The organism is Microbulbifer maximicatervae (SeqCode), from assembly GCF_052467615.1.
In genome coordinates this window covers 3,990,122-4,012,530 of sequence record NZ_CP174319.1, presented here as the reverse complement: position 1 = coordinate 4,012,530, position 22,409 = coordinate 3,990,122, and the positions used below count along the sequence as shown (strand labels likewise).

18 protein-coding genes are annotated in these 22,409 nt (G+C 49.5%); 13 read left to right on the top strand and 5 right to left on the bottom strand.

What is annotated here, in order from left to right; all coding sequences use genetic code 11:
• Window positions 1-34 precede the first annotated feature (34 nt).
• From ACJJIM_RS17635 to ACJJIM_RS17600, 8 genes are all read left to right on the top strand, one after another.
• Complete coding sequence (locus ACJJIM_RS17635) at window positions 35-685, top strand: MBL fold metallo-hydrolase (RefSeq protein WP_413663462.1); 651 nt, start codon at window positions 35-37, stop codon at window positions 683-685.
• Between the two features lie 55 nt (window positions 686-740).
• Complete coding sequence (locus ACJJIM_RS17630) at window positions 741-1,355, top strand: DUF2799 domain-containing protein (protein WP_108734663.1); 615 nt, start codon at window positions 741-743, stop codon at window positions 1,353-1,355.
• Between the two features lie 83 nt (window positions 1,356-1,438).
• The gene (locus tag ACJJIM_RS17625; protein ID WP_444892114.1) at window positions 1,439-1,867 is read left to right on the top strand and encodes a hotdog fold thioesterase; all 429 of its coding nucleotides are present in this window, start codon (window positions 1,439-1,441) and stop codon (window positions 1,865-1,867) included.
• A 33-nt stretch (window positions 1,868-1,900) separates the two neighbouring features.
• The gene (locus ACJJIM_RS17620; protein ID WP_413663460.1) at window positions 1,901-2,608 is read left to right on the top strand and encodes a M48 family metallopeptidase; all 708 of its coding nucleotides are present in this window, start codon (window positions 1,901-1,903) and stop codon (window positions 2,606-2,608) included.
• A 43-nt stretch (window positions 2,609-2,651) separates the two neighbouring features.
• Entirely contained in the window at window positions 2,652-4,013 is a 1,362-nt protein-coding gene (gene rlmD, locus ACJJIM_RS17615; protein ID WP_413663459.1) for a 23S rRNA (uracil(1939)-C(5))-methyltransferase RlmD, read from the top strand.
• A gap of 61 nt (window positions 4,014-4,074) precedes the next feature.
• On the top strand, window positions 4,075-4,443 hold the full coding sequence (locus ACJJIM_RS17610) for a DUF2750 domain-containing protein (RefSeq protein WP_413663458.1): 369 nt from the start codon (window positions 4,075-4,077) through the stop codon (window positions 4,441-4,443).
• Between the two features lie 55 nt (window positions 4,444-4,498).
• Entirely contained in the window at window positions 4,499-4,873 is a 375-nt protein-coding gene (locus ACJJIM_RS17605) for a VOC family protein (RefSeq protein WP_108734658.1), read from the top strand.
• Window positions 4,874-4,896: 23 nt separating this feature from the next.
• Window positions 4,897-5,826 (top strand): SDR family oxidoreductase, encoded by a 930-nt coding sequence (locus ACJJIM_RS17600; protein WP_413663457.1) that lies wholly within the window; start codon window positions 4,897-4,899, stop codon window positions 5,824-5,826.
• Between the two features lie 6 nt (window positions 5,827-5,832).
• Here ACJJIM_RS17600 and mnmH read toward each other — a convergent pair whose 3' ends face one another.
• Window positions 5,833-6,936, bottom strand: coding sequence for a tRNA 2-selenouridine(34) synthase MnmH (mnmH, locus tag ACJJIM_RS17595; protein WP_413663456.1), 1,104 nt, complete (start codon window positions 6,934-6,936; stop codon window positions 5,833-5,835).
• A gap of 351 nt (window positions 6,937-7,287) precedes the next feature.
• Here mnmH and ACJJIM_RS17590 point away from each other — a divergent pair, with 351 nt between their 5' ends.
• Both ACJJIM_RS17590 and ACJJIM_RS17585 read left to right on the top strand, forming a co-directional pair.
• Entirely contained in the window at window positions 7,288-7,878 is a 591-nt protein-coding gene (locus ACJJIM_RS17590) for a hypothetical protein (RefSeq protein WP_413663455.1), read from the top strand.
• Between the two features lie 128 nt (window positions 7,879-8,006).
• Window positions 8,007-9,848 (top strand): SLC13 family permease, encoded by a 1,842-nt coding sequence (locus ACJJIM_RS17585; protein ID WP_444911606.1) that lies wholly within the window; start codon window positions 8,007-8,009, stop codon window positions 9,846-9,848.
• Window positions 9,849-9,859: 11 nt separating this feature from the next.
• On the opposite strand, the gene ACJJIM_RS17580 is transcribed toward ACJJIM_RS17585, so the two are convergent.
• Window positions 9,860-10,306, bottom strand: coding sequence for a CBS domain-containing protein (locus tag ACJJIM_RS17580; protein WP_444911605.1), 447 nt, complete (start codon window positions 10,304-10,306; stop codon window positions 9,860-9,862).
• A 550-nt stretch (window positions 10,307-10,856) separates the two neighbouring features.
• Here ACJJIM_RS17580 and ACJJIM_RS17575 point away from each other — a divergent pair.
• A complete protein-coding gene (locus ACJJIM_RS17575; protein ID WP_282931121.1) occupies window positions 10,857-11,333 on the top strand; it encodes a DNA binding protein in 477 nt (158 codons plus the stop codon).
• A gap of 169 nt (window positions 11,334-11,502) precedes the next feature.
• Entirely contained in the window at window positions 11,503-12,066 is a 564-nt protein-coding gene (locus ACJJIM_RS17570; RefSeq protein ID WP_444911604.1) for a SixA phosphatase family protein, read from the top strand.
• Here ACJJIM_RS17570 and cobB read toward each other — a convergent pair.
• From cobB to selD, 3 genes are all read right to left on the bottom strand, one after another.
• Complete coding sequence (gene cobB / locus ACJJIM_RS17565) at window positions 12,063-12,773, bottom strand: Sir2 family NAD+-dependent deacetylase (RefSeq protein WP_444911603.1); 711 nt, start codon at window positions 12,771-12,773, stop codon at window positions 12,063-12,065. The genes ACJJIM_RS17570 and cobB overlap by 4 nt on opposite strands.
• A gap of 196 nt (window positions 12,774-12,969) precedes the next feature.
• Window positions 12,970-14,277, bottom strand: a complete 1,308-nt coding sequence (locus ACJJIM_RS17560) for an NAD(P)/FAD-dependent oxidoreductase (RefSeq protein ID WP_444911602.1) — start codon at window positions 14,275-14,277, stop codon at window positions 12,970-12,972.
• A gap of 207 nt (window positions 14,278-14,484) precedes the next feature.
• The gene (gene selD / locus ACJJIM_RS17555; protein WP_444911601.1) at window positions 14,485-16,767 is read right to left on the bottom strand and encodes a selenide, water dikinase SelD; all 2,283 of its coding nucleotides are present in this window, start codon (window positions 16,765-16,767) and stop codon (window positions 14,485-14,487) included.
• A gap of 258 nt (window positions 16,768-17,025) precedes the next feature.
• Here selD and ACJJIM_RS17550 point away from each other — a divergent pair, with 258 nt between their 5' ends.
• Complete coding sequence (locus ACJJIM_RS17550; protein WP_444911600.1) at window positions 17,026-22,224, top strand: DUF748 domain-containing protein; 5,199 nt, start codon at window positions 17,026-17,028, stop codon at window positions 22,222-22,224.
• The last annotated feature ends 185 nt before the right edge of the window (window positions 22,225-22,409 follow it).

The following is a 22,409-nucleotide window of genomic DNA, read 5'->3' as shown; positions in this document are numbered from 1 at the left end:
CAGTCTCCTGTAAAAGATGAAGGGCCGCTTTCTTATGTCGCTGCAATATCACCTGATTCCGGTTACTCCTTTCCAGCAAAACTGCTCGTTGCTGTGGTGTGAAGACAGTAAGCGCGCGGCTGTTGTCGACCCCGGTGGCGATCTCGATAAGATTCTGGCGGCGGTGGAGGAGCGCGGTCTCAAGCTGGAGAAAATCCTGCTGACCCACGGCCACCTGGACCATGTAGGCGGCACTGCGGCGTTGTCCAAGCAGCTCCAGCTGCCGATAGAAGGGCCGCATAAAGGCGATGATTTCTGGATTCAGCAGTTGCCCATGCAGGCGCAGATGTTTGGTTTCCCCGCTGTCGAAGTATTTACTCCAGACCGCTGGTTGGAGCAGGGAGATACGGTTACTGTAGGGGATCAGGAACTGGAGGTGCACCACTGCCCGGGCCATACCCCCGGCCATGTGATTTTCTTCCACCGCCCCAGCCAGTTGGCTCTGGTGGGAGATGTTTTGTTTGCCGGTTCGATCGGGCGCACAGATTTCCCCCAGGGAGACCACGATACCCTGATTCGCTCTATCAAAGAGCGCCTATGGCCGCTGGGTGATGAGGTTCAATTTGTACCGGGGCATGGCCCCATGTCCACTTTTGGCCAGGAGCGCCAAACCAATCCTTTTGTCGCCGACAAGCGCTTTGGTTAAGTGATACCTGGATTCCAATAACAGGCGGGAAGTACAGCGCCGGGAGTCCCATTTTATGTTTGCAGGAAAAATACGTCTTTTTCTCGTTTTGCTGGTGCTGGGGTTAAGCGGCTGCGCAGTAATTTCCGAAGAGGAGTGCCGCGCGGGGCTCTGGTATGAGCGGGGCCTGCAAGACGGCGCTCGCGGTCGCTCACAGTCGCTGGTGTACGATATTGCCCAAGAGTGTGACAGCTACGACATGCATGTGGATAGCGATGCATGGCTGCAGGGCCATGAAGAGGGTATAGAGACTTACTGCACTGCGGAAAATGGCTATCACCAGGGGCGTAGGGGACGTAATTACCAAGGAGTTTGCACTGGCCCTACTGCTGATTTGTTTTTACAGAATTACGAGCGCGGTCTCGCCGAATACCGCATAGAGCAGCATTACCAGCGCCTTTTGTGGCGCCGGGATAATTTAGAGCGCGAGTTGCTCTCCCTGCATTACGCCTATCGGAACACTGATAGTGAAGCCCAGGCCCAGGCATTGTACTTGCAGCGCAGCCGCCTTCGCTGGGAGCTGCGGATGTTGGATATGGAGTTGTTTCGTTATGGCTTGTTTGGCCCCACGCATTTAACGCCCGGCTATTATCCCCCCGGATTTTTTTCTGCCAGATTATTTTATTGGTAAGTAGAAAAATTTATTGGTCCTGAATGTAAGTAAAGAAGTCCGGGTTAATGCTCCGGTATCACACGCACAAGAGATTTATTGTAATGGCAATTTGGCATTTAGATCCTTCACTGGAAGAACTGAACCAGGGAATATCCCAATGCATGCCCGGCTACCTGGGAATGGAAATTACGGAAATTGGCGATGATTATCTGGAAGGGACCCTACCCGTAGACCATCGCACTCGCCAGCCCTTCGGTATTTTGCATGGTGGTGCTAATGTCGTATTGTCGGAGACGCTGGGTTCCATAGGTGCCAACCTATTAGTGGATACCGATAAATTTTATTGTGTCGGTCAGGAAGTTAATGCTAATCATCTGCGCCCTGTCCCCGAGGGGGAGGTTCGCGGCCGTGCAAAACCCGTGCATATTGGGCGCAGCAGCCAGGTGTGGGAAATTCTGATCTATGCACCCAATGGGAAACTCAGTTGTATTTCTCGCATTACCATGGCTGTTGTAGCTCATGGTGCCTAGTATTATCTCTTGGGTTGCGTGTGGAGATCCCGCTTGAAACAGGCCCAGGATTTTATTTTTGAAGATATTCCCTATCGCTTGGTACGTTCGAGCCGGCGAAAGCGTCTGGGGCTGGTACTGTCTTCCGGTGGTGTGGAAGTGCGAATTCCACAGCGTTGCGCAGCCCGCTACGGGCATGAATTCCTGCAGGAAAATATCCAGTGGGTGAGAGCGCAGTTACTCGCAGCCGACCGGCGCGCTGCGCAGGTGCCGCAATATCGGTACGCTTTTGGTGAGAGTTTTCCCTGGCTGGGACAGCAGCTTCCCTTACAGCGTGCGACAAGCAGTAAAAGTGCCGGTATTGGCGATGGTGCTATCGGGCTTTATACCCGCTATCGCGAGCCTGATGACACGCAGCTGCAAACTGCTTTACAACGCCTTTACCAGCGGGAAGCATTGGCATTGTTAACGCAAAAATCCCATGTGTTGGCCGAGCAGCTGGGGTTAAGTATTTCATCAGTAAAAGTCCGTCGTACCAAAAGCAAGTGGGGTCACTGTAGTATTCGCGGTGAGCTGCAGTTTAACTGGCTTGTTTGTCTCGCTCCTGAACCTATAGTGGATTACCTGGTGGCTCACGAAGTCTGCCATTTGCAACACCATAACCACAGCCGCGCTTTCTGGGATTTGGTCCAAAGTGTGTGCCCCAGATTTAAAGAGTTGCGCCGCTGGTTGCGCGATAACGGCCACCGCCTGACCCTGTAACTTTTTTCTATTCTTTAGTTGTACTGAATTCTCCCAATTAATTATGAGTAAGAAGCCCCGTTTTATTACTGGCCGCAAGCCGGTTAAAAAAAACTTGCCGAGCCGCGCTGAAGCGACAATAGAAAAATTTAGTCACGATATGCGTGGTATTGCCCGGGTAGGTGGCAAAACGGTGTTTATTGATAGTGCCTTACCGGGAGAGCAGGTTAAATTCCGCTATACCGCACGGCGCGGCCGTTTTGATGAGGGAATTGTTGAGGACGTCATATCGGCTTCAGCGGATCGGTGCGCGCCGCAGTGTGCCTATGTAGATTCATGTGGAGGCTGTTCGGTTCAACACCTGCAGCCATCGGCACAAATTATTGAAAAGCAAAAAGTTCTTTTGGATCAGTTGTTGCGTTTTGGCGGTATTGAACCCGAAGAAATACTGCCGCCGTTAACTGCTGATGCCTATGGTTATCGGCGCAAGGCCCGTATCGGCATTCGCAAATTAAAAAAGTCCCAGGGTGGCGAGCTGCTTTTTGGTTTTCGAAAAAAGCACAGCAATGATTTGGTAGATGTTGATGAGTGCCCGGTACTACATACAAAAATTGCCGAACATTTAGGGTCGCTAAAAAAACTTGTTGGCGAAAGTGAAGGCCGGGCAAACTTTTCTCATCTGGAAGTGGCGGTTGGAGATGATGTGACAGCTCTGGTGCTCCGCCATTTAAAGCCCCTGTCAGATAAGGACTTGGCGCTCTGGTTAGCATTTGCTAAAAGCACTGGTATACACCTGTATATACAAGGTGGCAGTGATGCTTCCCTGGAGAGAATCTGGCCGACAGAAGGAGCCGCTTATCTAAGTTATCAGTTGCCGGAATTTGACCTGACGCTGAGGTTTAAACCGCAGGATTTTGTGCAGGTTAATTTTGCGATGAATCGGCAGATGGTGAGTCGAGCCGTTGAGTTACTCGATCCGCAACCCTCCGAGCGCGTATTGGATTTATTTTGTGGATTGGGGAATTTTACCCTGCCATTGGCGCGTCGTGCAGCGGAAGTGATCGGGGTCGAAGGTGTCGGTGCTTTAACTCAACGGGGTGTGGACAATGCCGCTTTGAACCAATTACAAAATGTGCACTTCTATTCTGCCGACCTGAACGAAAAAATGGCAGGTGCGCCTTGGGCTGAAGCAGGTTTCGATAAAATCCTGTTGGACCCACCGAGGGATGGCGCTCTGGAGGCTGTGCGCGGGTTGGCGCGATTTTCTGCCAGTAGGATCGTCTACGTCTCCTGTAACCCGGCCACCCTGGCCCGGGATGCCGGTGAATTGGTGAAGTTGGGGTACCGGTTGAGTAAGGTGGGTGTCATGGATATGTTTCCCCATACCGATCATGTTGAGTCGATGGCAGTATTCGACAGAATTTAGGGCCTATTGAGGCCGGGAAAACTAACGTAAACTGCGGTAAAACCGTTTAAGCGAAGTTGTTATGCAAAGCGAAACCCTAACCGATAATTTTGAAGATAATTGCGCGCGCTTTTTGCCTGAAGCTGTAGGCCAGGGCTGCGTCTGGGCCCTGCAGGGTGAGGAGGGCTTTGCACTTTGTGAGTCTGAAAAGCGGGCCGATACCGACGTTATGCCCTTTTGGTCGCAAAGAGAATTTGCACAAGACCACTGCGAAGGAGACTGGGCTGACTATGAGGCAGTGGCAATTGACCTGGAAGAATTTATGGATGACTGGCTTACCGGCATGCATGAAGATGTCTTATTGGTGGGGATAAACTGGAACGCCGAACTGGAAGGGGTTGAGATGGAACCCCTGGACCTACTGGAGCAGTTGGAGCAAGAGCTGCAATAAACTGCGCCATAGTGCCCCACCCAGTGGATAAAAATTACTCAACGGGGTGTCTCAAATGGGGCAGATTCTTGGCTTGCGCAAAACAGTCTACGGAGTTGCCAACATTACCGAGGCTGTGGCCTGGTATACGCAGGTACTCGAACAGAAACCCAGCTATGAAAGCGATAGCTATGCGGCATTTAGTATTGGTGATTGCGAGCTCGGATTAAATGCCGATGCGCGCAGTGCGATCAGCCGGGCCGATGGTGTAGTTGCTTACTGGCAGGTTTTGGATTTGGCCGCGCAGATTGAGCGACTCGGTACTATGGGGGTGCGGCAGCACACGGATATAGAGGAAGTTTCTGGACGTGTGCTGATGGCGAGCTTTCTCGACCCCTATGGCAATGTTTTTGGATTGATTGAGTACCTGCAAACGCCCATTGAGAGATAGGACCATTAAACGGAGCAGTTCCTGTGGATAAGCCGCCCATTTCCAGATTTCGTTCCCCCAATCGAAGTTTTGCTGCGGAAAGCCTTGCGCAAATTGGGCGGGGTTATGTGGTTCCGGATCGAGTGGCTTTAATTACCGGCTGCTCAAGCGGTATTGGGCGGGAGCTGGCTTTGGCGCTACATCGCCGGGGAACCATAGTGATTGCCACAGCGCGCCGCCCAGAAAGTTTACAAGAGCTGGCGGACCTGGGAATTGCCACAGAGGCCTTGGATGTGAATTCCCAGGCGGATATCAATCGAGTGGTTCACGCAGTAAAAGCGGCATACGGGCGGCTCGATATTTTGGTCAATAACGCCGGTTACGGTCAGATGGGGCCGCTGCTGGAACTGGACACGCGAGCACTGGAAAAGCAGTTCCGAACCAATGTATTTGCCCCTCTCGCTTTGATTAGAGCCTGTGTACCTTTAATGCGTTCGGAGCAGGGCGGAATTGTGTGTAATATCGGCTCGGTTTCCGGGGTAATGCCCACACCTTTCTCTGGTGCCTATTGTGCTTCTAAAGCGGCCCTACACTCCATTTCTGATGTTTTGCGACTTGAACTAAAACCCTTTGGCATTCGGGTAATGACGGTGCAACCCGGCGCGATCGCATCGGAATTTGGTCGCCACGCTGAGACATCCCTGCGCGGTCTTTTGCCGCCGGACTCCCTGTATAAACGGCAGGAAGAGGCGGTTAGGGCCCGTGCCCAGGAGTCCCAACAGAATGCTACATTGGCAAGCACACTGGCTAAAAAATTGGTGCGTGAGCTGCTGCGAAAACGCGCTCGTCCTTTGGTGCGTATTGGCAACCGCAGCAGCCTGTTGCCCTGGATGGCCCGCTGGCTGCCGCGCAGTTTTAGGGACTGGTTTTTAATGCGGAGATTTAAATTAAATCGCCTAGCTCACAAAAGCTGAGGATTGTTATTCTGGTTTTTGCAGTGAGTGGTTGGACTCCTTCAACCACTGTTGTACTTCGTTGTAGTTGCCTCGATACAGAATTTTCTGTTCCGATTTCTTCATAAGATGGTCGTAGCTGCCGTCATAGTATTCCCGCAACAGTGACACCACGATAGGGATGTACACATCACTATTATTCGTTCTCAGTAATTCTTGGTTAGCTGAAGCTAAGGCTTCGTTGAGCTGCTTGTAGCGCAGCCCTCCCAGGCGTTTACTGATTTTATTGAGGTTGAGATGTAATTCTTCCCCCAAAGATTCAGCTGCTGATTTTTCACTGCTTTTAAAGCGCTCTAAGCCCTCGTGAACATAATCTTGCACAATGCGCTGTGCCCGTGTTTCCAATGGCTCCTCGACAAGAACCCGGGGAGCGGCCTTCATGGCGGTTTGCAATACTGGAGGAAGTGCGCAGCGTCCAATTAGACGGCTTTCATCTTCAATCGCAATAGCACCTGCCTGCTGGGAAAGCTTCAGCAGGTCGATACTGATCTGATTTTCAAAATCGATTTGTGAAGGTTGGCTACTACTGGTGCGTCCAAAGCTAGAACCTCGATGTTTTGCGATCCCCTCAAGGTCGATATACCGCCGCGCAGCCTGGATTAATTCTGTTTTGCCACTGCCGGTGTGACCAGCAACAACGATAAAGGGCAGCTGGGTACAATGCTTTTCCAGCTTGTTTAACAGGAACTGCCGCATGGCTTTATAGCCACCCTCTACTATCGGGTATTCAATATTATTCGAGCGTAGCAGTTTTTGTGTCATTCGGGAGCGCAAACCGCCTCGGAAACAGTAGAGGTAACCTTGGGGTTGTTTACGTATAAATGCGCTCCATTGTGAAAGACATAAGCTTCGAACTTCATCTGTTGCTAAACGCCAGCCAAGGTCAATTGCTGCTTGCTGGCCTTTGTTCTTGTACTCAGTCCCGATCAGTTCACGTTGGTGATTGTCAAGCAGGGGGTGATTTCTTGCGGAAGGGAAAGCGCCGCGAACAAACTCAACTGGGGCGCGTACGTCCATCAGCGGAATATCATTCAGGAAGATGTCCGTGTAATTCGCAGTATCGGTCCGCAAGGTAGCACTCCTGCTTATTTAGGAAATAGGTGGTATTTGATTGTATCTCCATTTTCTTTCCAGGCCTATGGCAACTGAAGAAGCTACTTGTATATGCAATATATGATGTGCTTAGCGTTAGATGACAGCTTGATATTTACACCGGAAATTAATGCTCAGTATGAGAGAATACTTTTTTAATTTATTGCTCGATAGCTCAGTGTTTACATTTACTTTTTGAACCTAATGCGATTTCAGGTCACAGAAGGTAAATCTTAGCTTCCCTGAATTATTGCAGCGGATTTAAAAATCCTGGAAGCATTTGGATTACATAATGGGCGGGTTGCTCCTGCATGTATAGAGGATAAAAACGTGGCTAAAAAATATATCTATATCCCGATAAATAGTGATGAAATGCAGGAATATGCGGAGGGGTTGGCGAAAGCCTGGGGCATACCGGTGAATCAAATCCTGGCCAATAAAGTAACCTCCGGTTTTGGAAAAGCCATGTATCGGTGGGTGAACCAGTGTTTAAGTAAGCTGAACCCTGCCGATACCCTCTACATCGTAACCCATGGCACGGGTGCCGGGGATGGACAATTCATTGGTGCTGAGCGCTCCACGAGTAACAACAAGCAGAAAAAAGTATATGTAAACGGCATGCCTAATTGGCAAGGAGGAGAGTGGAAAACCTACACGCCTCGACAGCTAGCAGATACCTTGGTTAAAGAGGGGCTTCCTGCTAATTTCGTTAATTTACATGTTTGTGCCTGTGGTTCCGGCTACGATGGAGAAAAGTTAAGACCTTGGGCTCAACGCTTGCGCCAGGCGATGGTTGGCACCTATAGAAATATTCAGGTCACTGGATATAGAGGTTGGTTCTCCTGCAGTACTGCCAGGGTTTGTATTAAAGTAGGTACTCAGTTTTATCCATTGGAAGAGCGGGCAGTTACTTTCTCCTGAATTTTGTACCCCTAATGTAGCTGGGGTTATGGCGTAGAAGTGCGCTCCATGTAGTTTCCCGGGTATACCCTGAATAGATAGCTGAACAGAAATCTGAGCAGCTTTTATATTCAGGGATATCTTTCTTCATGACTGTTGACCAGTTACTAATCCTGATTATTTTAAGTGTCACTATAACCCTGTTTATATGGGGGCGGTGGCGCCACGATATGGTTGCTATAGCAGCCTTATTGACTTGTGTCTTTACCGGTCTGATTCCCCCGGAAAATGCTTTTATTGGTTTTGGCCATCCAGCGGTCGTGACTGTAGCTTGTGTGTTAATCCTGAGTCGTGGCTTACAAAATACCGGCGCAATGGATGCACTTGCACAACGAGTTGTCCGCAAAAGCGGGAGTATCTCAGTATCCATATTGTTACTCATTGGGCTCGGCGCGTTTTTATCTAGCTTTATGAATAATGTCGGCGCGTTGGCTTTATTAATGCCCGTGGCTGTGGATATGGCCGAGAAACAGAAAGTGGCACTGGGGAGGGTTTTAATGCCCCTGTCTTTTGCAACGATTCTGGGGGGAATGACCACACTGATAGGTACACCGCCAAACTTGGTCGTTTCCGGTTTTCGGGCGGATTCTGGCGCCGGTAGCTACGGTATGTTTGATTTCACCCCGGTGGGTCTGGCAGTTGCGATAGCCGGAGTTTTGTTTATTGCATTTGTTGGGTGGCGCTTGGTGCCTGCACGCAACCGAACGGGGGCCTCCTCCTTTGAAACTGGCACATATTTAACAGAAGCACTTGTTGAGGAAAAAAGTGTTGCTGCCGGTAAGAATCTACGTGAAATTTCCAAAATGCTGGGAACAGAAGATGCCCAAGTTGTGGGTGTCGTACACAATGATGCCAGGGTCTCTCCCGCGACTCCCTGGCATAAAGTAAATAGCGGTGACATTTTGGTCATTGAGGCGGAGCCGGAGAGCCTTGCTACCTGCTTGTCCAATCTCAGTTTGAAAACAGTGGGAGCCCTTGGGGCAGATTCATCGGGTAAGGCTCGACAATCGGGTAGCAATAACACCGAGAGTGATTCTCAGAATAAGACCCCAATAAAAGCACTGGCGGATCGTACCGAAATGCAGCTGCGGGAGTTGGTTGTCATGCCAGATTCCCCTTTAGTGGGACGCCCTATGAGGTTTTCACGCCTCGCAGCGAGATACCAGATTCACTTGCTAGCACTCTCGCGCCAGGGGCGCCGCTCGGTACGCCGGTTGCGTTCGACACCATTACTGGCCGGTGATGCTCTGTTAATGATGGGAGCCGATGAAAACCTAAACAGCTTTGCTAGGGAAAAGGGCTGTGTGCCTTTGGCCTCAAGGGATATTAGCATCCCTAACAAGGAGAAGGCGGCCATTGCCCTATTGGCTATGGTGCTTGGTGTCGCCGGTGCAGCGTTCGGCCTATTGCCGGCAGCAATCTCGTTTGCCACTTGTGTATTGGCTTTTATGGCGTTGAAGATAGTGCCGCTGCGAAATGTTTATGACTCTATCGACGGGTCCGTAGTCGTGCTATTGGGGACTTTGATTGCTGTTGCTGATGTGATGGAGTCAACAGGAGCTGCAGACTTGGTCGCTCAGGTTTTGTTGGATATCCTGGCTCAGGGCAGCGCTGTTTTGGCCCTGGGGCTGATCCTGGTGGTTACCATGACGCTGTCTGATTTTATGAATAATGTCGCCACTGCGGCTGTGATGTGTTCAATTGCCATGAGTACTGCAGAACAGCTGGCGGTGAATCCAGATAGCTTCCTGATGGCTGTCGCAATTGGAGCCTCTTGCGCATTTCTAACACCGGTTGGGCACCAAAATAACACCCTAATTCTGGGGCCGGGAGGGTTTGAATTTGGTGATTACTGGAAAATGGGGCTGCCACTAGAATTGTTGGTACTCGTTGTGAGTATCCCCATGTTGCTTTGGGTTTGGCCCCTGTAATCGCAGTGAGTTCAAGCAATAGAATCGTCTACCGGCTGGGCCAACTCCGCCATAAACCTGCTACAAAAGCGCAAAATATCAGTCACAGTTACAATTCCAACCAGCTCGCCTTCCCGCATAACCAGTACCGAACCAATACTGGTATCTGCCATAGCTAAGAGAATTTTATCTAACGGGTCGTGGATATCTGCAATAAAGGGACGTCTGGCACATAGGTCATGTACATAAAGTTGCTGCTCTTCTAAACGGTGTCCCGGTGCATTGGCTCTTTCGATATCCCCTCGGGAAATGACTGTCTCCAAGTCGCCTGCACGTGTTACCGGCAGGTGGCGTACTTTGTGCTCCTCCATCATTGCCAGAGCATCCTCTACCGTGGCATTGATATCGATATGGTAGGGAAATGGCGTCATCAGAGCGGCCAAAGTCGGTATATGGTGGATATTATTGTGAGTGGACATAGTATGATCTGGGTATCCAATTGTATTTGGCAATATGCTCGATTACCGTTACACAGCGACTAATTTGCAATTGACGACTGCAGCTACAATATAGCTAATTGCGCTCCCTAGGGATATCCTTTTAAGATTGCAGATATGGCCGCCTTTGTTACACTTTTTAGCCCTTATTTTGAATTATTCCTATTATATTCAAAGGTAGGGACACAAATGGTTGATATTTGCCGGTGAAAGATTATTATTCGCGACCTCAGTCGAAAAATATAATCAGTGATTCGGAGTGTTTGCCGAACCGAGCTGAAATCGGCTAGTTTTTAATAATGTATTTGCCGAATATACCTAACACCAGAACTACACGATGTGTAGTGGTATCTACTCATGTATATCAGGCAATTCATAATATGCCGGACTAAACATCACTAAATTGCTTGCCATTGGCCAGCCATGATGTTTGTTGATTTTTTACACGGTATATCCGAAATAACAATCTGTGTCGCCCAGCGCCACAGATATATCTCTGTGTTTTTTAATAACCGTCGTTGAGGTTTATTGAATGTTTCAGGAATACGAACAACTTGAACAACAAATCGCCGAACATCAGGCAAGAATCGAAGAGTTACAAGAGCAAATGGCTCAGGCTGAACGCAAGAAAGATGGCGTAATTGCCTATGATAAAGCACTGGTAAACCTTGCTGCTGAATACCACATGGATGAAGAGGAGTTCTTCGTTGCCCGTGGCCAGCAAATCGTTGAGTGGTTGGTAGCACAGCTGGGTGATGAAGATCCTGCAGACTACGTACAAACCCTGAAGGCTCGCGTTGCCCGTCACCTCAAGAAGGAAGGTGATAGCCCCCGTCGCGGCCGTCGTGCAGCACCGGCAGCAAAGGCAGCAGAGCCCAAGCTGGAAACTGGTCACTATCGCAACCCGTATACCGGCGCTACTGTTGAAAAGAAAAAGCGTAATCCTAAGGCCCTGAGCCAGTGGATTGATGAGTACGGTCTGGACACCGTAAAAGAGTGGAAAATCTAATTCTGGATGACCACTAATTTGATGCCGGATATCCGGCATCAAATATTTTTTCAAAAATCGTTCGATTTTAATTCATCGCATTATTTGGCATTTTCGCCGCATCCTCTCTTTACTTACCTTATTATATTCAGCATATGTCTGCCCCGTTATTTACCTGGGAGTTTATACTGTGCTTTCAAGACTTAAGCCGTTTATTTTCTGTACACTTTTTGTTCTGGTTGGGGCTTCAAATTGGGTTTTAGCCGACTCTTCTGAGTCTCAGGTGATTTACTTAATACGCCATGCAGAAAAAGAGAAAGGGCCCGGGGTGGGTCGCGACCCTCATTTGACTGAGGCGGGCCAGCAGCGTGCACGGCAACTCGCCTATATTCTTGGGGGAGTGGGCATAGATGCTATCTATAGCACTGACTACAACCGCACCCGGGAAACGGTTGAGCCTCTGTCAAAAGAGCTGGGGCTTGAAGTGGAAATTTATAACCCCAGAGATTTAAAAGAATTTGCTAACTCTTTGCAGCAGGGGGGAAATCGGATTTTAGTGGTTGGACACAGCAATACCACTCCAAAACTGGCGGAATTGCTCGGCGGTGAAAAAGGGCGACCCATTCGAGAGGCCAGTGAGTTTGACCGACTCTATATCCTGGTGCGTGATAATGAGGGGGTAACCACTTTGATACAGCGCTATGGCCCGATGAAATCCTCGCAGACTGAAAATGCAGTTTCAGAGTCATCTTAATTAATAATTTCTTTTATAAAAGTATCGACTACCTGTGACGCCAGTCCGTGGCGGTGTTCCTTGAAGGCATCGCCGACACTACTGCGCTCCAGGTTCAACTCTATGGTGTGAGCTCCAGCCTGATTGGCACATTCGACAAATCCCGCTGCTGGGTAGACTTTTCCAGATGTGCCAATGCTGATAAATAGGTCGCAATCGGACAACGCATGATAGATAGTCTCCATTTCCAGAGGCATTTCTCCAAACCAGACCACATGGGGGCGAAGGTTTCCCGCCTGCTGACAACAACTACAGGTATCAGTTATCGAAAGGTCCGAATCGAGGGGATATAGTTTTCCGCTCCTACGGCATCGTGCTTTTAGTAGCTCTCCATGCATATGAATCAGCTGCTCACTGCCCGCGCGCTCATGCAGGTTGTCAATATTTTGAGTAACCAGTAAGTAATCCCCTTGGAATTTCTGTTCCAGTTCGGCCAGGGCGAAATGGGCGGGGTTGGGATGGATATCTGCAGATAGCAGCTGCTGGCGGCGTTCATTGTAAAATCTATGTACCAGTGCCGGATTGCGATCAAATGCCTCTGGCGTTGCGACATCTTCCAGGCGATGGTTTTCCCACAGGCCATCGGCACCGCGAAAAGTACCTATGCCGGATTCAGCTGAAATTCCTGCGCCGGTAAGTACAACGATTTTTTGATACTGTTTTTTCATTTTATATTTTCACACAAGGGCATTGCCTGGATCTTCAGAGGAGCTCGCATCCAGCACAGAGGTCTTAATTGATGGGCTGGTGTGACTCACAATGTTACCGCCCTGGCACTTCCATGTGCAGGGTTTTATTGGTAGTGCTATTAGTTAGTTTTGCACTAACTGTCTAATATCCCCTTAGCTCCATGGGATCGATACTTTAGTGCATCTTTAGCTTCGGCTTCACAAACCGGTTCGCCTGTCCGATTAGGTAGAGCAGCATAGCTCTCGGCCAGCCGTGGATTGCCGCCAAGTGCATACGGTAGAGTGAGCGATAGGCAAGGCCAGCAAGGCGTCCTTCTACGGTAAGACTGCCTTTAACCAACGCCCCCATCAGGTTGCCAACGGCAGTGTATTGACTGAGGGATACCAGAGAGCCTCGATCGCGATAATAAAAATGGTGCAAAGGTTTATCTTCAAATAGGGCAATAATATTATCGCCAACCAGGGTAGCCATTTGCTGTGCTGCCTGGGCGCGCGGAGGCACTCGCTGGTGATTGCCGTCAATGCAACTGGCGCAGTCCCCCATGGCAAAAATCTTTGCGTCAGTTTGGGTCTGCAAGGTAGTTTCCACTTCGATTTGATTGAGTCGGTTGGTACTGAGGCCATCCAGTTGAGCGAGAAATTTCGGAGCCTTGACGCCGGCAGCCCACACTCGGATAGCGGCTGGAACTTCCTTGCCACAAGACGTGGTGAGTCCGCTCTCTGTTGCAGCTGAAATATGATGGCCGGTAAGAATATTAACCCCCATCTTGGCCAGCTCGCGTTCAGCATTATTTCCAATTCGTTTTGGTAGTGCGGGGAGTAGGTGCTCACCCCCTTCTATCAGGGTGATTTCCATTGCATTGGGACGAATGCGTCCATAGTTGCCAACCAGCTTTACAGCATCCACTAGTTCTGCCGAGAGTTCTACACCTGTTGCCCCGCCACCAACGATCGCCACTTGCAATTTATCGTCAACACGGGTTTCTAAACGCAGGAAACGATTGAGAAGGTTTTGGTGAAATTTTTGTGCTTCATAACTGCTATCCAGGAAAATACAATTTTCCCTGACGCCGGGAATATGAAAGTCGTTACTATGCCCGCCGATACACAGCACCAAATAATCGTATTCCAATTCCCTCGCGGGTACTAACTCGCTACCGTCCTCATCATTAACGGGTCCGAGTTCAACTACCTGTCGTTGACGATCCAGAGACTGCAGGCTACCCAACTGAAATTCATAGCCGTGAATGCGGGCGTGCACCTGATAATTCAGTGCATCCATATTGGCATCCAATGCGCCGGAGGCAACTTGGTGTAGCAGTGGTTTCCAGAGGTGGGTGCGATTTCGATCGACCAGAGTAACTTGTGCAGCTGGGGACTTGCGGCGGCGCTTAAAGAAAGGGGTAAAAGAAAAATATTGACCGAGCCGCGTAGCCAAATGCAGGCCGCTGGCACCGCCGCCAATAATGACGATCTTTTTCATAGGGGTCTTCCTGTCGATTGCTAAAAGCCGACTCCCCAATCTGTGAAGACCTTTTTTGGTATCGGGAAATATGTCACCGATGTTTTTTCTAACGCCAGTATGTCGCGCTGAAAGACAGATGACAAGTTAATAAAGTCGGTGAAGGCCTCTTTCAATAGAAATCATACAAAGCTCATAACCGGCTGTTGTTCCGGTTTCGCAAAATCCTTAAACCTGGCCTGGTACTGTCTCGTTGTCCTGTGAAATTAGCGCTCGCCAGTCTGCAGACTTGCGCAAGTGTACGCTTACTTCTGGATTCTGTGAGTCTGTTACTACACCGATAATTGACGCCTGGGTGTAACCGCGTTCTAGCAGTGCGCCCACGCAGGCTTCGGCTTGGTCAATAGGAACAGCAGCGAGGAGCCCCCCGCAAGTCTGTGGATCGGTAATCAATGACCACTGTGGCAATGGCTGCCACTCCTGGGGGTTTTCGACAAAGGCGTAGGCATTGGCATTTTGCGGTTGCAGGCTGGATAGCCATCCGCGCTCGATACAAGTGGCGGCGCCGGAGATTAGCGGTAGATTCTCAGCGATTAGTGTCGCGCTTAACCCTTCAGGGCCGAGCATTTCCAATAGGTGGCCCAGCAGGCCAAAGCCCGTGACATCCGTCAGCGCATTGGCGTTATGGCGGGCAAATATCTCTGCGGCGTCGGCATTGCTATGCAACATGGTTTCCAGCGCCTGCTGCAACCATAGGCCTTTAGCCTCTCCCGCGCCCTCTGCTGCCAGGATAGTGCCTACTCCCAATGGCTTGCTCAGAATCAAGCAGTCTCCCCCGTAGGCACCTGTTTTTTCCAGGAGTTGCTCCCGCTCGGAAAATCCATTGACGGTTAAGCCCATTAGCATTTCAGAACCTTCGGCGGTATGCCCGCCAGATAGGACACAGTGGTGCCGGTTCAGCTCGTGGATGGCTCCTGCAAGCAACTGCTGTAGGTCTCGCCGGGTAATTTCCTCTGCAGCCGTAGGCAGGGTTGCAAGGATTTGTGCGGTGGCGGGTCGAGCATTCATAGCAAATAGGTCGGATAGGGCGTGCAGAGCCGCCAGGCGACCAAATATCCATGGATCATCTACAGGTGCACGCAATTGGTCGGAGCTCTGCACTAATAAATGATTAGCTGGTAGATCCATAACTGCGGCATCATCACCGACGCCCTTTAACAGGTATTCCGAATGCTGATCCGGAAGGGTCGCCAGCGTGCGGCGCAGGATGTCGGCTCCAACTTTTGCGCCACAGCCATTACAGCGCATAGGAGATAGAGAAGAGCCTGAGCGCTGGTCGACGATGTCTTTGGTTTTGGCAGTGTGATCAGCCATGTCCATTGGCAGCTCACTGAAGCGTCGCATAAATGTGCGGTCGATAGAGTCTTTCCATCGCCACATCAGACCGCTTGCAGCGGCGAAGCCATTTCGAACTGCCACAGCCCGCTTGCCACCACAGGAGAGCAGGCTGAGAAAATCTTTTTGTGGCCGGTATTGTTTTAAGCGGCGTCCGGTCAGGGAGGCGCGCAGATTGTGAAATAGAACTGGCCCCTGGCGAACGGCGTAAACTCCGGCCTTGGGTAGAGGCTCTGGGGCGAAACTGGCCACATCACCAGCTGCAAAAACGTCTTCTCGCCCCTGGGCACGAAGTGTTTGATCCACCACCACAAAGCCTTTGTCATCAAGGGACAGGCCCGAGTTGGCCAGCCAGGGGGGAGCACAGGCATTGGTGGTGAGTATTACCTGATCGAGGGGCAGGCAGTCACCGCTCCCATTAACGACACCCTGTTCGGTAATTTCATTAACGTTCCAGTTATGGTGTAACTGAACCCCTAGCTCTTGCATCTCCTTTGAGACTAATTTGCGTGCTCTGACTGGATAGCCCTGGGGAATTGCTGCGGCGCCATGAATCAGGTGAACCTCTACCTGCTTTTTCTTAACGGCACCTTGTAAAGCGTGAGCCATTGCCATCGACAGCTCGCAACCTCCGGCACCGCCGCCGACAACTCCTAAGCGAAAAGGTGAGGTGTTTTCACCAACCTGTTTTTGCAGCTTTTGCCAGAAACGGTAGAAATGCCCGATAGGCTTTACCGGGATTGCCAATTCGGAGCCCGGTAACTCGCGGGCGGGAGTCGCGCCGACATCCAAAGAGAGCAGGTCGTACTCTATGGGAGGTCTACCCAATAGGGATACGGTGCGATTATCGATGTCAATTTCGTGTGCACAGGCCTGTATAAAGCGGGCACCAGCGGCCCGGCAGAGCCTGGCAAGATCTATATGAGTGTCTTCCAGGGAGTAATGGCCTGCAACCATTCCGGGCAACATACCGGAGTAGGCGGTTTGCACTTGGGGAGAGACCAGGGTCAGACGCGCGCCTGGCAGAGGGTTCATGGCCCACATTTGCAGCACAATAGCATGGCTATGGCCGCCGCCGACCAAAAGGATGTCCTGGTAGTTTGGATGCTCCTGCATGTCTACTCACTGGCTGGGTAACAGAAAAAATGAGAGGCGGTAAGGATACTGGCTTCCCAAACTTCCGCGCCGCGCAAATACACCCCTGGATAAATAGTAGACAGTTCGCATTTGACTGCGAGCGAATGGACGACGCAGCTGCTTATTATCGCGAATAGCAGCGCCAAGGCAAAAAAATCCCCAGGTGCTGGTCTTTACTGTATGGGCCTAATTGCAGTTGTAATCTGCATAAAATTCATTTTCTGGCGCTTAATTCTAATGCCCCCAGAGCCCGCTTCTCAGAGTGCCTTTTTCCGCCGCTTAATCTGGTGGCTGCTAGCTGGGCTATTGCTGGTGGAAGTTCTTCACTGGTGGGCAGCAAACTGGGTGCGGGTAAAAGCTGGCGACTGGATGGAGGAGCGAGGCCTTGAATTCCATGTGGATCATTTGCGCGTATCGCTGCTGGACCTAAGTGTTATAGCGATTGATGTTAAAGCTGAGAATCGCGAAGGGCGGGGATTCTCTGCTCATGAGGTAATGCTCGATTACAGCTGGTGGCAATTGTTATGGGGGCGAGCTCATTTACCCAAGGCATCGGTGAGCGGTGCCTATATGGACTTGCAATCTTACCCGGGTGAACTGTACCGGGAGTGGGAGGTGGGTGGCTGGAATCTTGGAGGCGGAGCGCGACAGGATCGCGATTTCAGGCTGCTTATCGGTCGCGCCCAGATACGAGACAGCGAACTTTGCTACCTGCACAAGCCTATTTGGAGCCAAGCCACCTGCGCAGCCATCGGCAAACTCCAAACCGATAAATTCACGCTGGCATTATGGCGTAAAGGTGATGTTCCCCTGAACGTAGATATTGCTATTGGGGATTTACAGGTCGGTGATTTATTGGCCTGGGAGAGAGGTAAATCACGATACAACACGGTGATAGGCAGCTTGAAAGGAACTCAGGTCAATTTTTCCTGGCCGAGCCTCAATACAGATCTTAACAAGTTTACTGCGGAATACTTTATAGGATGCCCGCCACAGCGTTGGGCCGATGCAATAACAGGGCTGCAAAGCCTGATTGGACATTGCGCCTCCGCCCGCCGGCTTGCCGCAGCAGGTGATATGAAATTCGGGTTTGGCCGCAAAGCTCGTGCCCAGTGGCGGCAGCTCAATGGTGAGAGTGTTGTACTGAGGCACAGTGATCGCCTTTGGCAGGATTGGCGGGCCGGGGTTATTAGTATCAGTGAGTTTAATTTTGAGCGCCCGAAAAAGCGCTTGGGATGGAGGCGAGGCTTTGCCCAGGCATTTGATTGGTGTCCACGACATCTGCGTAACGCTAATTCCCACCTGTGTCTGCGAGCGGCTAATTTAGACCTGCCGGAAAAAACGGTTTTCGACTGGAACGATCGCTTAAAAATAAATACAGGGGCCAGTTCAATTAATCGGGGCTACCTCTTGGATATGGCTCGATCTACCAGCCATCCCATCAGGGCTAATAATGGCGTATTTGGTCCTCTTCAGTTTTATGCCAAAACGCGAATATTATCTTTTGCCCACCTCGCGATTGAAACAGCCAATGGGTGTGTACCGGGTGGTCTGTGGCAGAAACCCGATCACTGTGTCTCTATGGTTGGTCTCAAAAGTACAGAGGTGTTTGCCTTTCAGTTCGGTTCCGCTGAACACAATATTGATTGGGGGCTTTCCAGCGGTCCTCTGCAATTGGCTCAATTTTCAATAGGTGCCAGAGGTCGTCCCAGAGCTAAACTACAGGACCTACGCTGGCGGGCCATTGATACAATAGGTAGTAACGGCCCGCTATCTGCTCAGGACTTTTTTATCCAGTCACTATCCGGGTGTTTGCCGCAGGACTTTCTCCCCTCGGATTGGCAGCCTTTGTGCGCACGTTTAAACAGCTTTTCAGGGCAGGGACATTTTGCCTGGCAGGGAGGTGAAGATGGCTATGCCATTTTGGGAAAATTGCGCCTTCACCGATTACTTCTAAATGATTCCGCGGGTGCAGGAAATGGCTTACTGATACAGCAGTTTGAAAGTGGCGATAGCTTATTTAAAAGAAAGGTTACAAATAATCCTTGGATGGCGACCAGTCAGTTACCGGGTATTCCTCAAGGAGTTGGTGATGATAACTACGGCACCGAAAAAGGAAGACTGGATCAACAAAATATTGATACGGATAAAAATCCTGACGACTTAGAACTGGCCACCATAGAAAACCCAAACCTAGAAATAAAAAACCTTGTTTTGAAGAAACTGGCTGGCTGTCTCACTGAAGGTTGGAAAAGGTTATTTTATCGCGCCAACAAAAGCCACGAAAATCTGCCAGTTTGCTTTGATATCCGCTCATTAGAGCAAGGGGAGCCGCTCTTTATATCTTGGCAGCAGGGGATAGATCTCTCTGTAAAAAAAATCTCCGTGGTTAGTGCTGAAGCGAAGACAAAGGGAGGCTGGAAATTATTTGACTTAAAAAAGATAGAGCTACCCCTTGCCAGACTAAGGCATAGACGTAAACCAGACTCTGAATCTTATGTCGCTTTGCCCGGTGCAAATGCTGAGCAGGTGAGTGGCTGCTTTCCAGGCGGTAGACAAGTGAGTTCACTAAATATTCACTGTGTAGAAGTTGAGCGCCTTTCATTGGGAGATTACTCCTACGTTTATTTCAGCCAACGCAATCTAATTGCCAATATGGATGATTCAGCAATTCAATCCGTGCAGCTGAAAAACCTGTCTGGCGAGAATATTTTTGACCTTGGGGGTGTACTTATACCAAAGCTAGAGTTGCTATGGTCCCGGGAAAAACCTACCCAGTCAAAAATTGCATTGCAGGATGTTGCTGCTGACAGAGTAACCTTGTGTCTTCCCTGGCTAGCAGAGGCGTATAAATCGATACCGACCTGTGTATTTGGGCAAGATATCCATTCGGTAGGGAAAAGCGGTTGGTCGATCGAAGAAGTGGAATTAAAGGAGGACTTTGAAACTGTACCCATGTTGCAACTGGGGCGAGTATTCACGAAGAGAACGTCTTTTTCCTCCAATACTCTCGATTTTTATGGGCTCAATATCGATGATGTTCTGCTTTGTGGGTTGAGATCTTATTCTTCTGAAAATAATGAAGATATGGGTCTTGCCGATTGCATTGAGACCCCACAAATAAGCTTTAGTGATTCCTGGGCAAAATTGGGTATAGATTCCGACGCCCCCCGCTTGGATTTAGGACCGTTAAAGAGTAAGCCTATCGCGTTTTGGCAAAAGGGTAGCGGCTATTTAGAAGCCGGTGTGCAGAGCTTGAGTTGGAGTCGATTTATCTGGGATAGCGGTGCAGAGTTCTCAGTGTCGAATCTAAGCTTGCAGAATATCCGGGTGTGTACGCGGGATACGGGGCTTGCAGTAACTGTGGATAAGCTGAGTCGGGCCAGGGCAGGTGACTCCCACCATTGTTTTGGGGTTGATAAATTATCCATGCCGGGATTACAGAAAATCAAATTGTCACACCCCTGGTCAGTTCAAGGTTCTGTAGAATTGGTTGGGTTATCAATACCCAGGAAAAATTTGGGCCCTCTGAAAATACCAAAATTTGAAATTGATAATATCTCCTTGCAAGGGGAATCTTTGGCGAAAGCCTCTGGTGCGAGGGGATGTATGCCAGGGGGACTATTAAAAGACGAAAAGATTGCGCCCTGTTATGAATTTGGGGCCTTTAGTATTGGCAAGGCAGAAGGTATTAATGGCTCTAGCGGTAGGCAGCTTATCCTTTCTGGGATAAAAATAAGTAATGTACAGTTGCATGAGCAGAATTTTCCACAGGAATTGCCACTTAAACTTTTATCCGTATCCGGTATGGGGGCCGGGCACTTAAATATCAGTCGGCAGGGAGTTGACTTCAAGGATTTACAGTTTAAGGAAATTGCAGGATGTTTTCCCAGTGGTTATCTGGATCAGGGAGATCATTGCTTCAGCTTCTCGAGTTTAATGCTGGAGGGAAACTACCGCCGTGGTCAGGGGGCAGAACTTGCTGTTGTGAGGGTCAATGGCATCACTTTACTTTCACCCTCTGGGGAAGAGTTAGTGCACGGTGAGAGCATAATCTTGTCGCATTTGCTCTTTACCGATACCGAGTGGCGCTTTGCCAGTGGTGAGGCAATTCACTTTCATTTTTTTGAGAGAAACCCGGATAGTTTGGATTTTGATCGCCATAGATGGATGGCTGATTTTAAGTCCCTGTGGGTTGAAGGTTTGAGCTACTACCGCCCTAAGAAAACACTCACTGTTGGTTTTATCGACTTTCTGCGCCCTCGATTTATTCTCTTAAGGGATTTATCGGGGAAGTTTCCGGTAGCCCGAAAAATTAATGAACTGCGAGGATTTGGTGGTATTGACACATTTGCTTTCAGGGAGGAAGGCAGCCCACCGCTACTATATCATCTCGGTGACCTATATCTAAAACACGGCACTTTTAGTTGGGTAGACTATCAAGATGAATTCAGGGCCCGCTTACCGGTCCGGGATATCAACTTTAATCTCAGTGATTTAAGTAACTTAGCCAAACACCCCCCTGCGGTGATTGTTGTTAATGGAAGGCCTGGCGGATTTGGTGAGGTTCAGATAGGGGGAACTGTAGATTACTTGGGAGATAAAAAGTGGAATGCTGATCTTACCGGATATCTCACCAGCGTAAATTTGATACCTGCTACGCCTTATATGGCCAAGTTGTTAGGTTACAAAATCCTTCAGGGGCAGGGAGATGCGGTAGTTAATATTCGGGTATTTGAAAATGAACTCGATGGCTTTGCCGATATACGACTGGAAAAACTAAAAGTTCGCCGGGTGCGGAAAGATGATCAGCTACCGGTGAAGTCCACGCTGATTCCCTTGAATATTGCTCTATGGTTGCTAAAAGACGGGCGGGGGGATATCAAGTTTGGCATGCCTGTTAGCGGCAATATTCGCGATCCCAAGTTCTCCTTTAGTTTTGTATTTAGTGAGTTGCTACAAAAGGCAATTATAGATGCCTTGATAAGCTATTTGACCCCCTATGGCGTATATTTGTTGGCACGTTATGCCTGGGGACGTTTCAGGGCGAAATCATTTGCGTCTATTGACTTTGAGCCTGGAAGTGCAAAGTTAACTAATTTAGCACTGACACAACTACAGCGTATGGTCTTTGTTTTACTTAAGAACCCTGACGCACGACCAGGAGTATGCGGCATCTCTAATGCCCGGGACTGGCAAGCCCTGTACCCCTATTCCATGGCAGGTATGAGCAGAAGCGGAAGAGCTCAAGTTGCTTTTTACCAAAACCCATCTCTGGAACTTCGTGAGGAACTTGAAAATTTGGCAATGGAGCGAAGCCGAAATGTCGAAAAGTATTTGATTGATGCGGGAATAGAGGCTTCAGAATTAATCCCTTGCGCACCTGACTATATTGGTAAGGATTTTGGTGATCCAAGGGTGGAATTTTCGAATTAGAGTTTATTTAAAATAATTCAAATAATGTCTGATTGCTGAGTGGATTCTCTCTGGGAATATATAAGTTGGCCTGAATCTCCGTAAATAATCGTTAATGTTGCTTGATAAGCTGCACATATTTAGCGTCTTGAAAAAATCATAGGATTTTCATTAACTTTTTAGATGTTAGGATGAGTTTAGTGCGG

Bases quoted from the DNA above. Each gene is read 5' to 3' on its own strand.
- ACJJIM_RS17635 (WP_413663462.1), top strand. From the start codon at position 35: ATGTCGCTGCAATATCACCTGATTCCGGTTACTCCTTTCCAGCAAAAC.
- ACJJIM_RS17630 (WP_108734663.1), top strand. From the start codon at position 741: ATGTTTGCAGGAAAAATACGTCTTTTTCTCGTTTTGCTGGTGCTGGGG.
- ACJJIM_RS17625 (WP_444892114.1), top strand. From the start codon at position 1,439: ATGGCAATTTGGCATTTAGATCCTTCACTGGAAGAACTGAACCAGGGA.
- rlmD (WP_413663459.1), top strand. From the start codon at position 2,652: ATGAGTAAGAAGCCCCGTTTTATTACTGGCCGCAAGCCGGTTAAAAAA.
- ACJJIM_RS17610 (WP_413663458.1), top strand. From the start codon at position 4,075: ATGCAAAGCGAAACCCTAACCGATAATTTTGAAGATAATTGCGCGCGC.
- ACJJIM_RS17605 (WP_108734658.1), top strand. From the start codon at position 4,499: ATGGGGCAGATTCTTGGCTTGCGCAAAACAGTCTACGGAGTTGCCAAC.
- ACJJIM_RS17585 (WP_444911606.1), top strand. From the start codon at position 8,007: ATGACTGTTGACCAGTTACTAATCCTGATTATTTTAAGTGTCACTATA.
- ACJJIM_RS17580 (WP_444911605.1), bottom strand. From the start codon at position 10,306: ATGTCCACTCACAATAATATCCACCATATACCGACTTTGGCCGCTCTG.
- ACJJIM_RS17575 (WP_282931121.1), top strand. From the start codon at position 10,857: ATGTTTCAGGAATACGAACAACTTGAACAACAAATCGCCGAACATCAG.
- cobB (WP_444911603.1), bottom strand. From the start codon at position 12,773: ATGAAAAAACAGTATCAAAAAATCGTTGTACTTACCGGCGCAGGAATT.
- ACJJIM_RS17560 (WP_444911602.1), bottom strand. From the start codon at position 14,277: ATGAAAAAGATCGTCATTATTGGCGGCGGTGCCAGCGGCCTGCATTTG.
- selD (WP_444911601.1), bottom strand. From the start codon at position 16,767: ATGCAGGAGCATCCAAACTACCAGGACATCCTTTTGGTCGGCGGCGGC.
- ACJJIM_RS17550 (WP_444911600.1), top strand. From the start codon at position 17,026: ATGCCCCCAGAGCCCGCTTCTCAGAGTGCCTTTTTCCGCCGCTTAATC.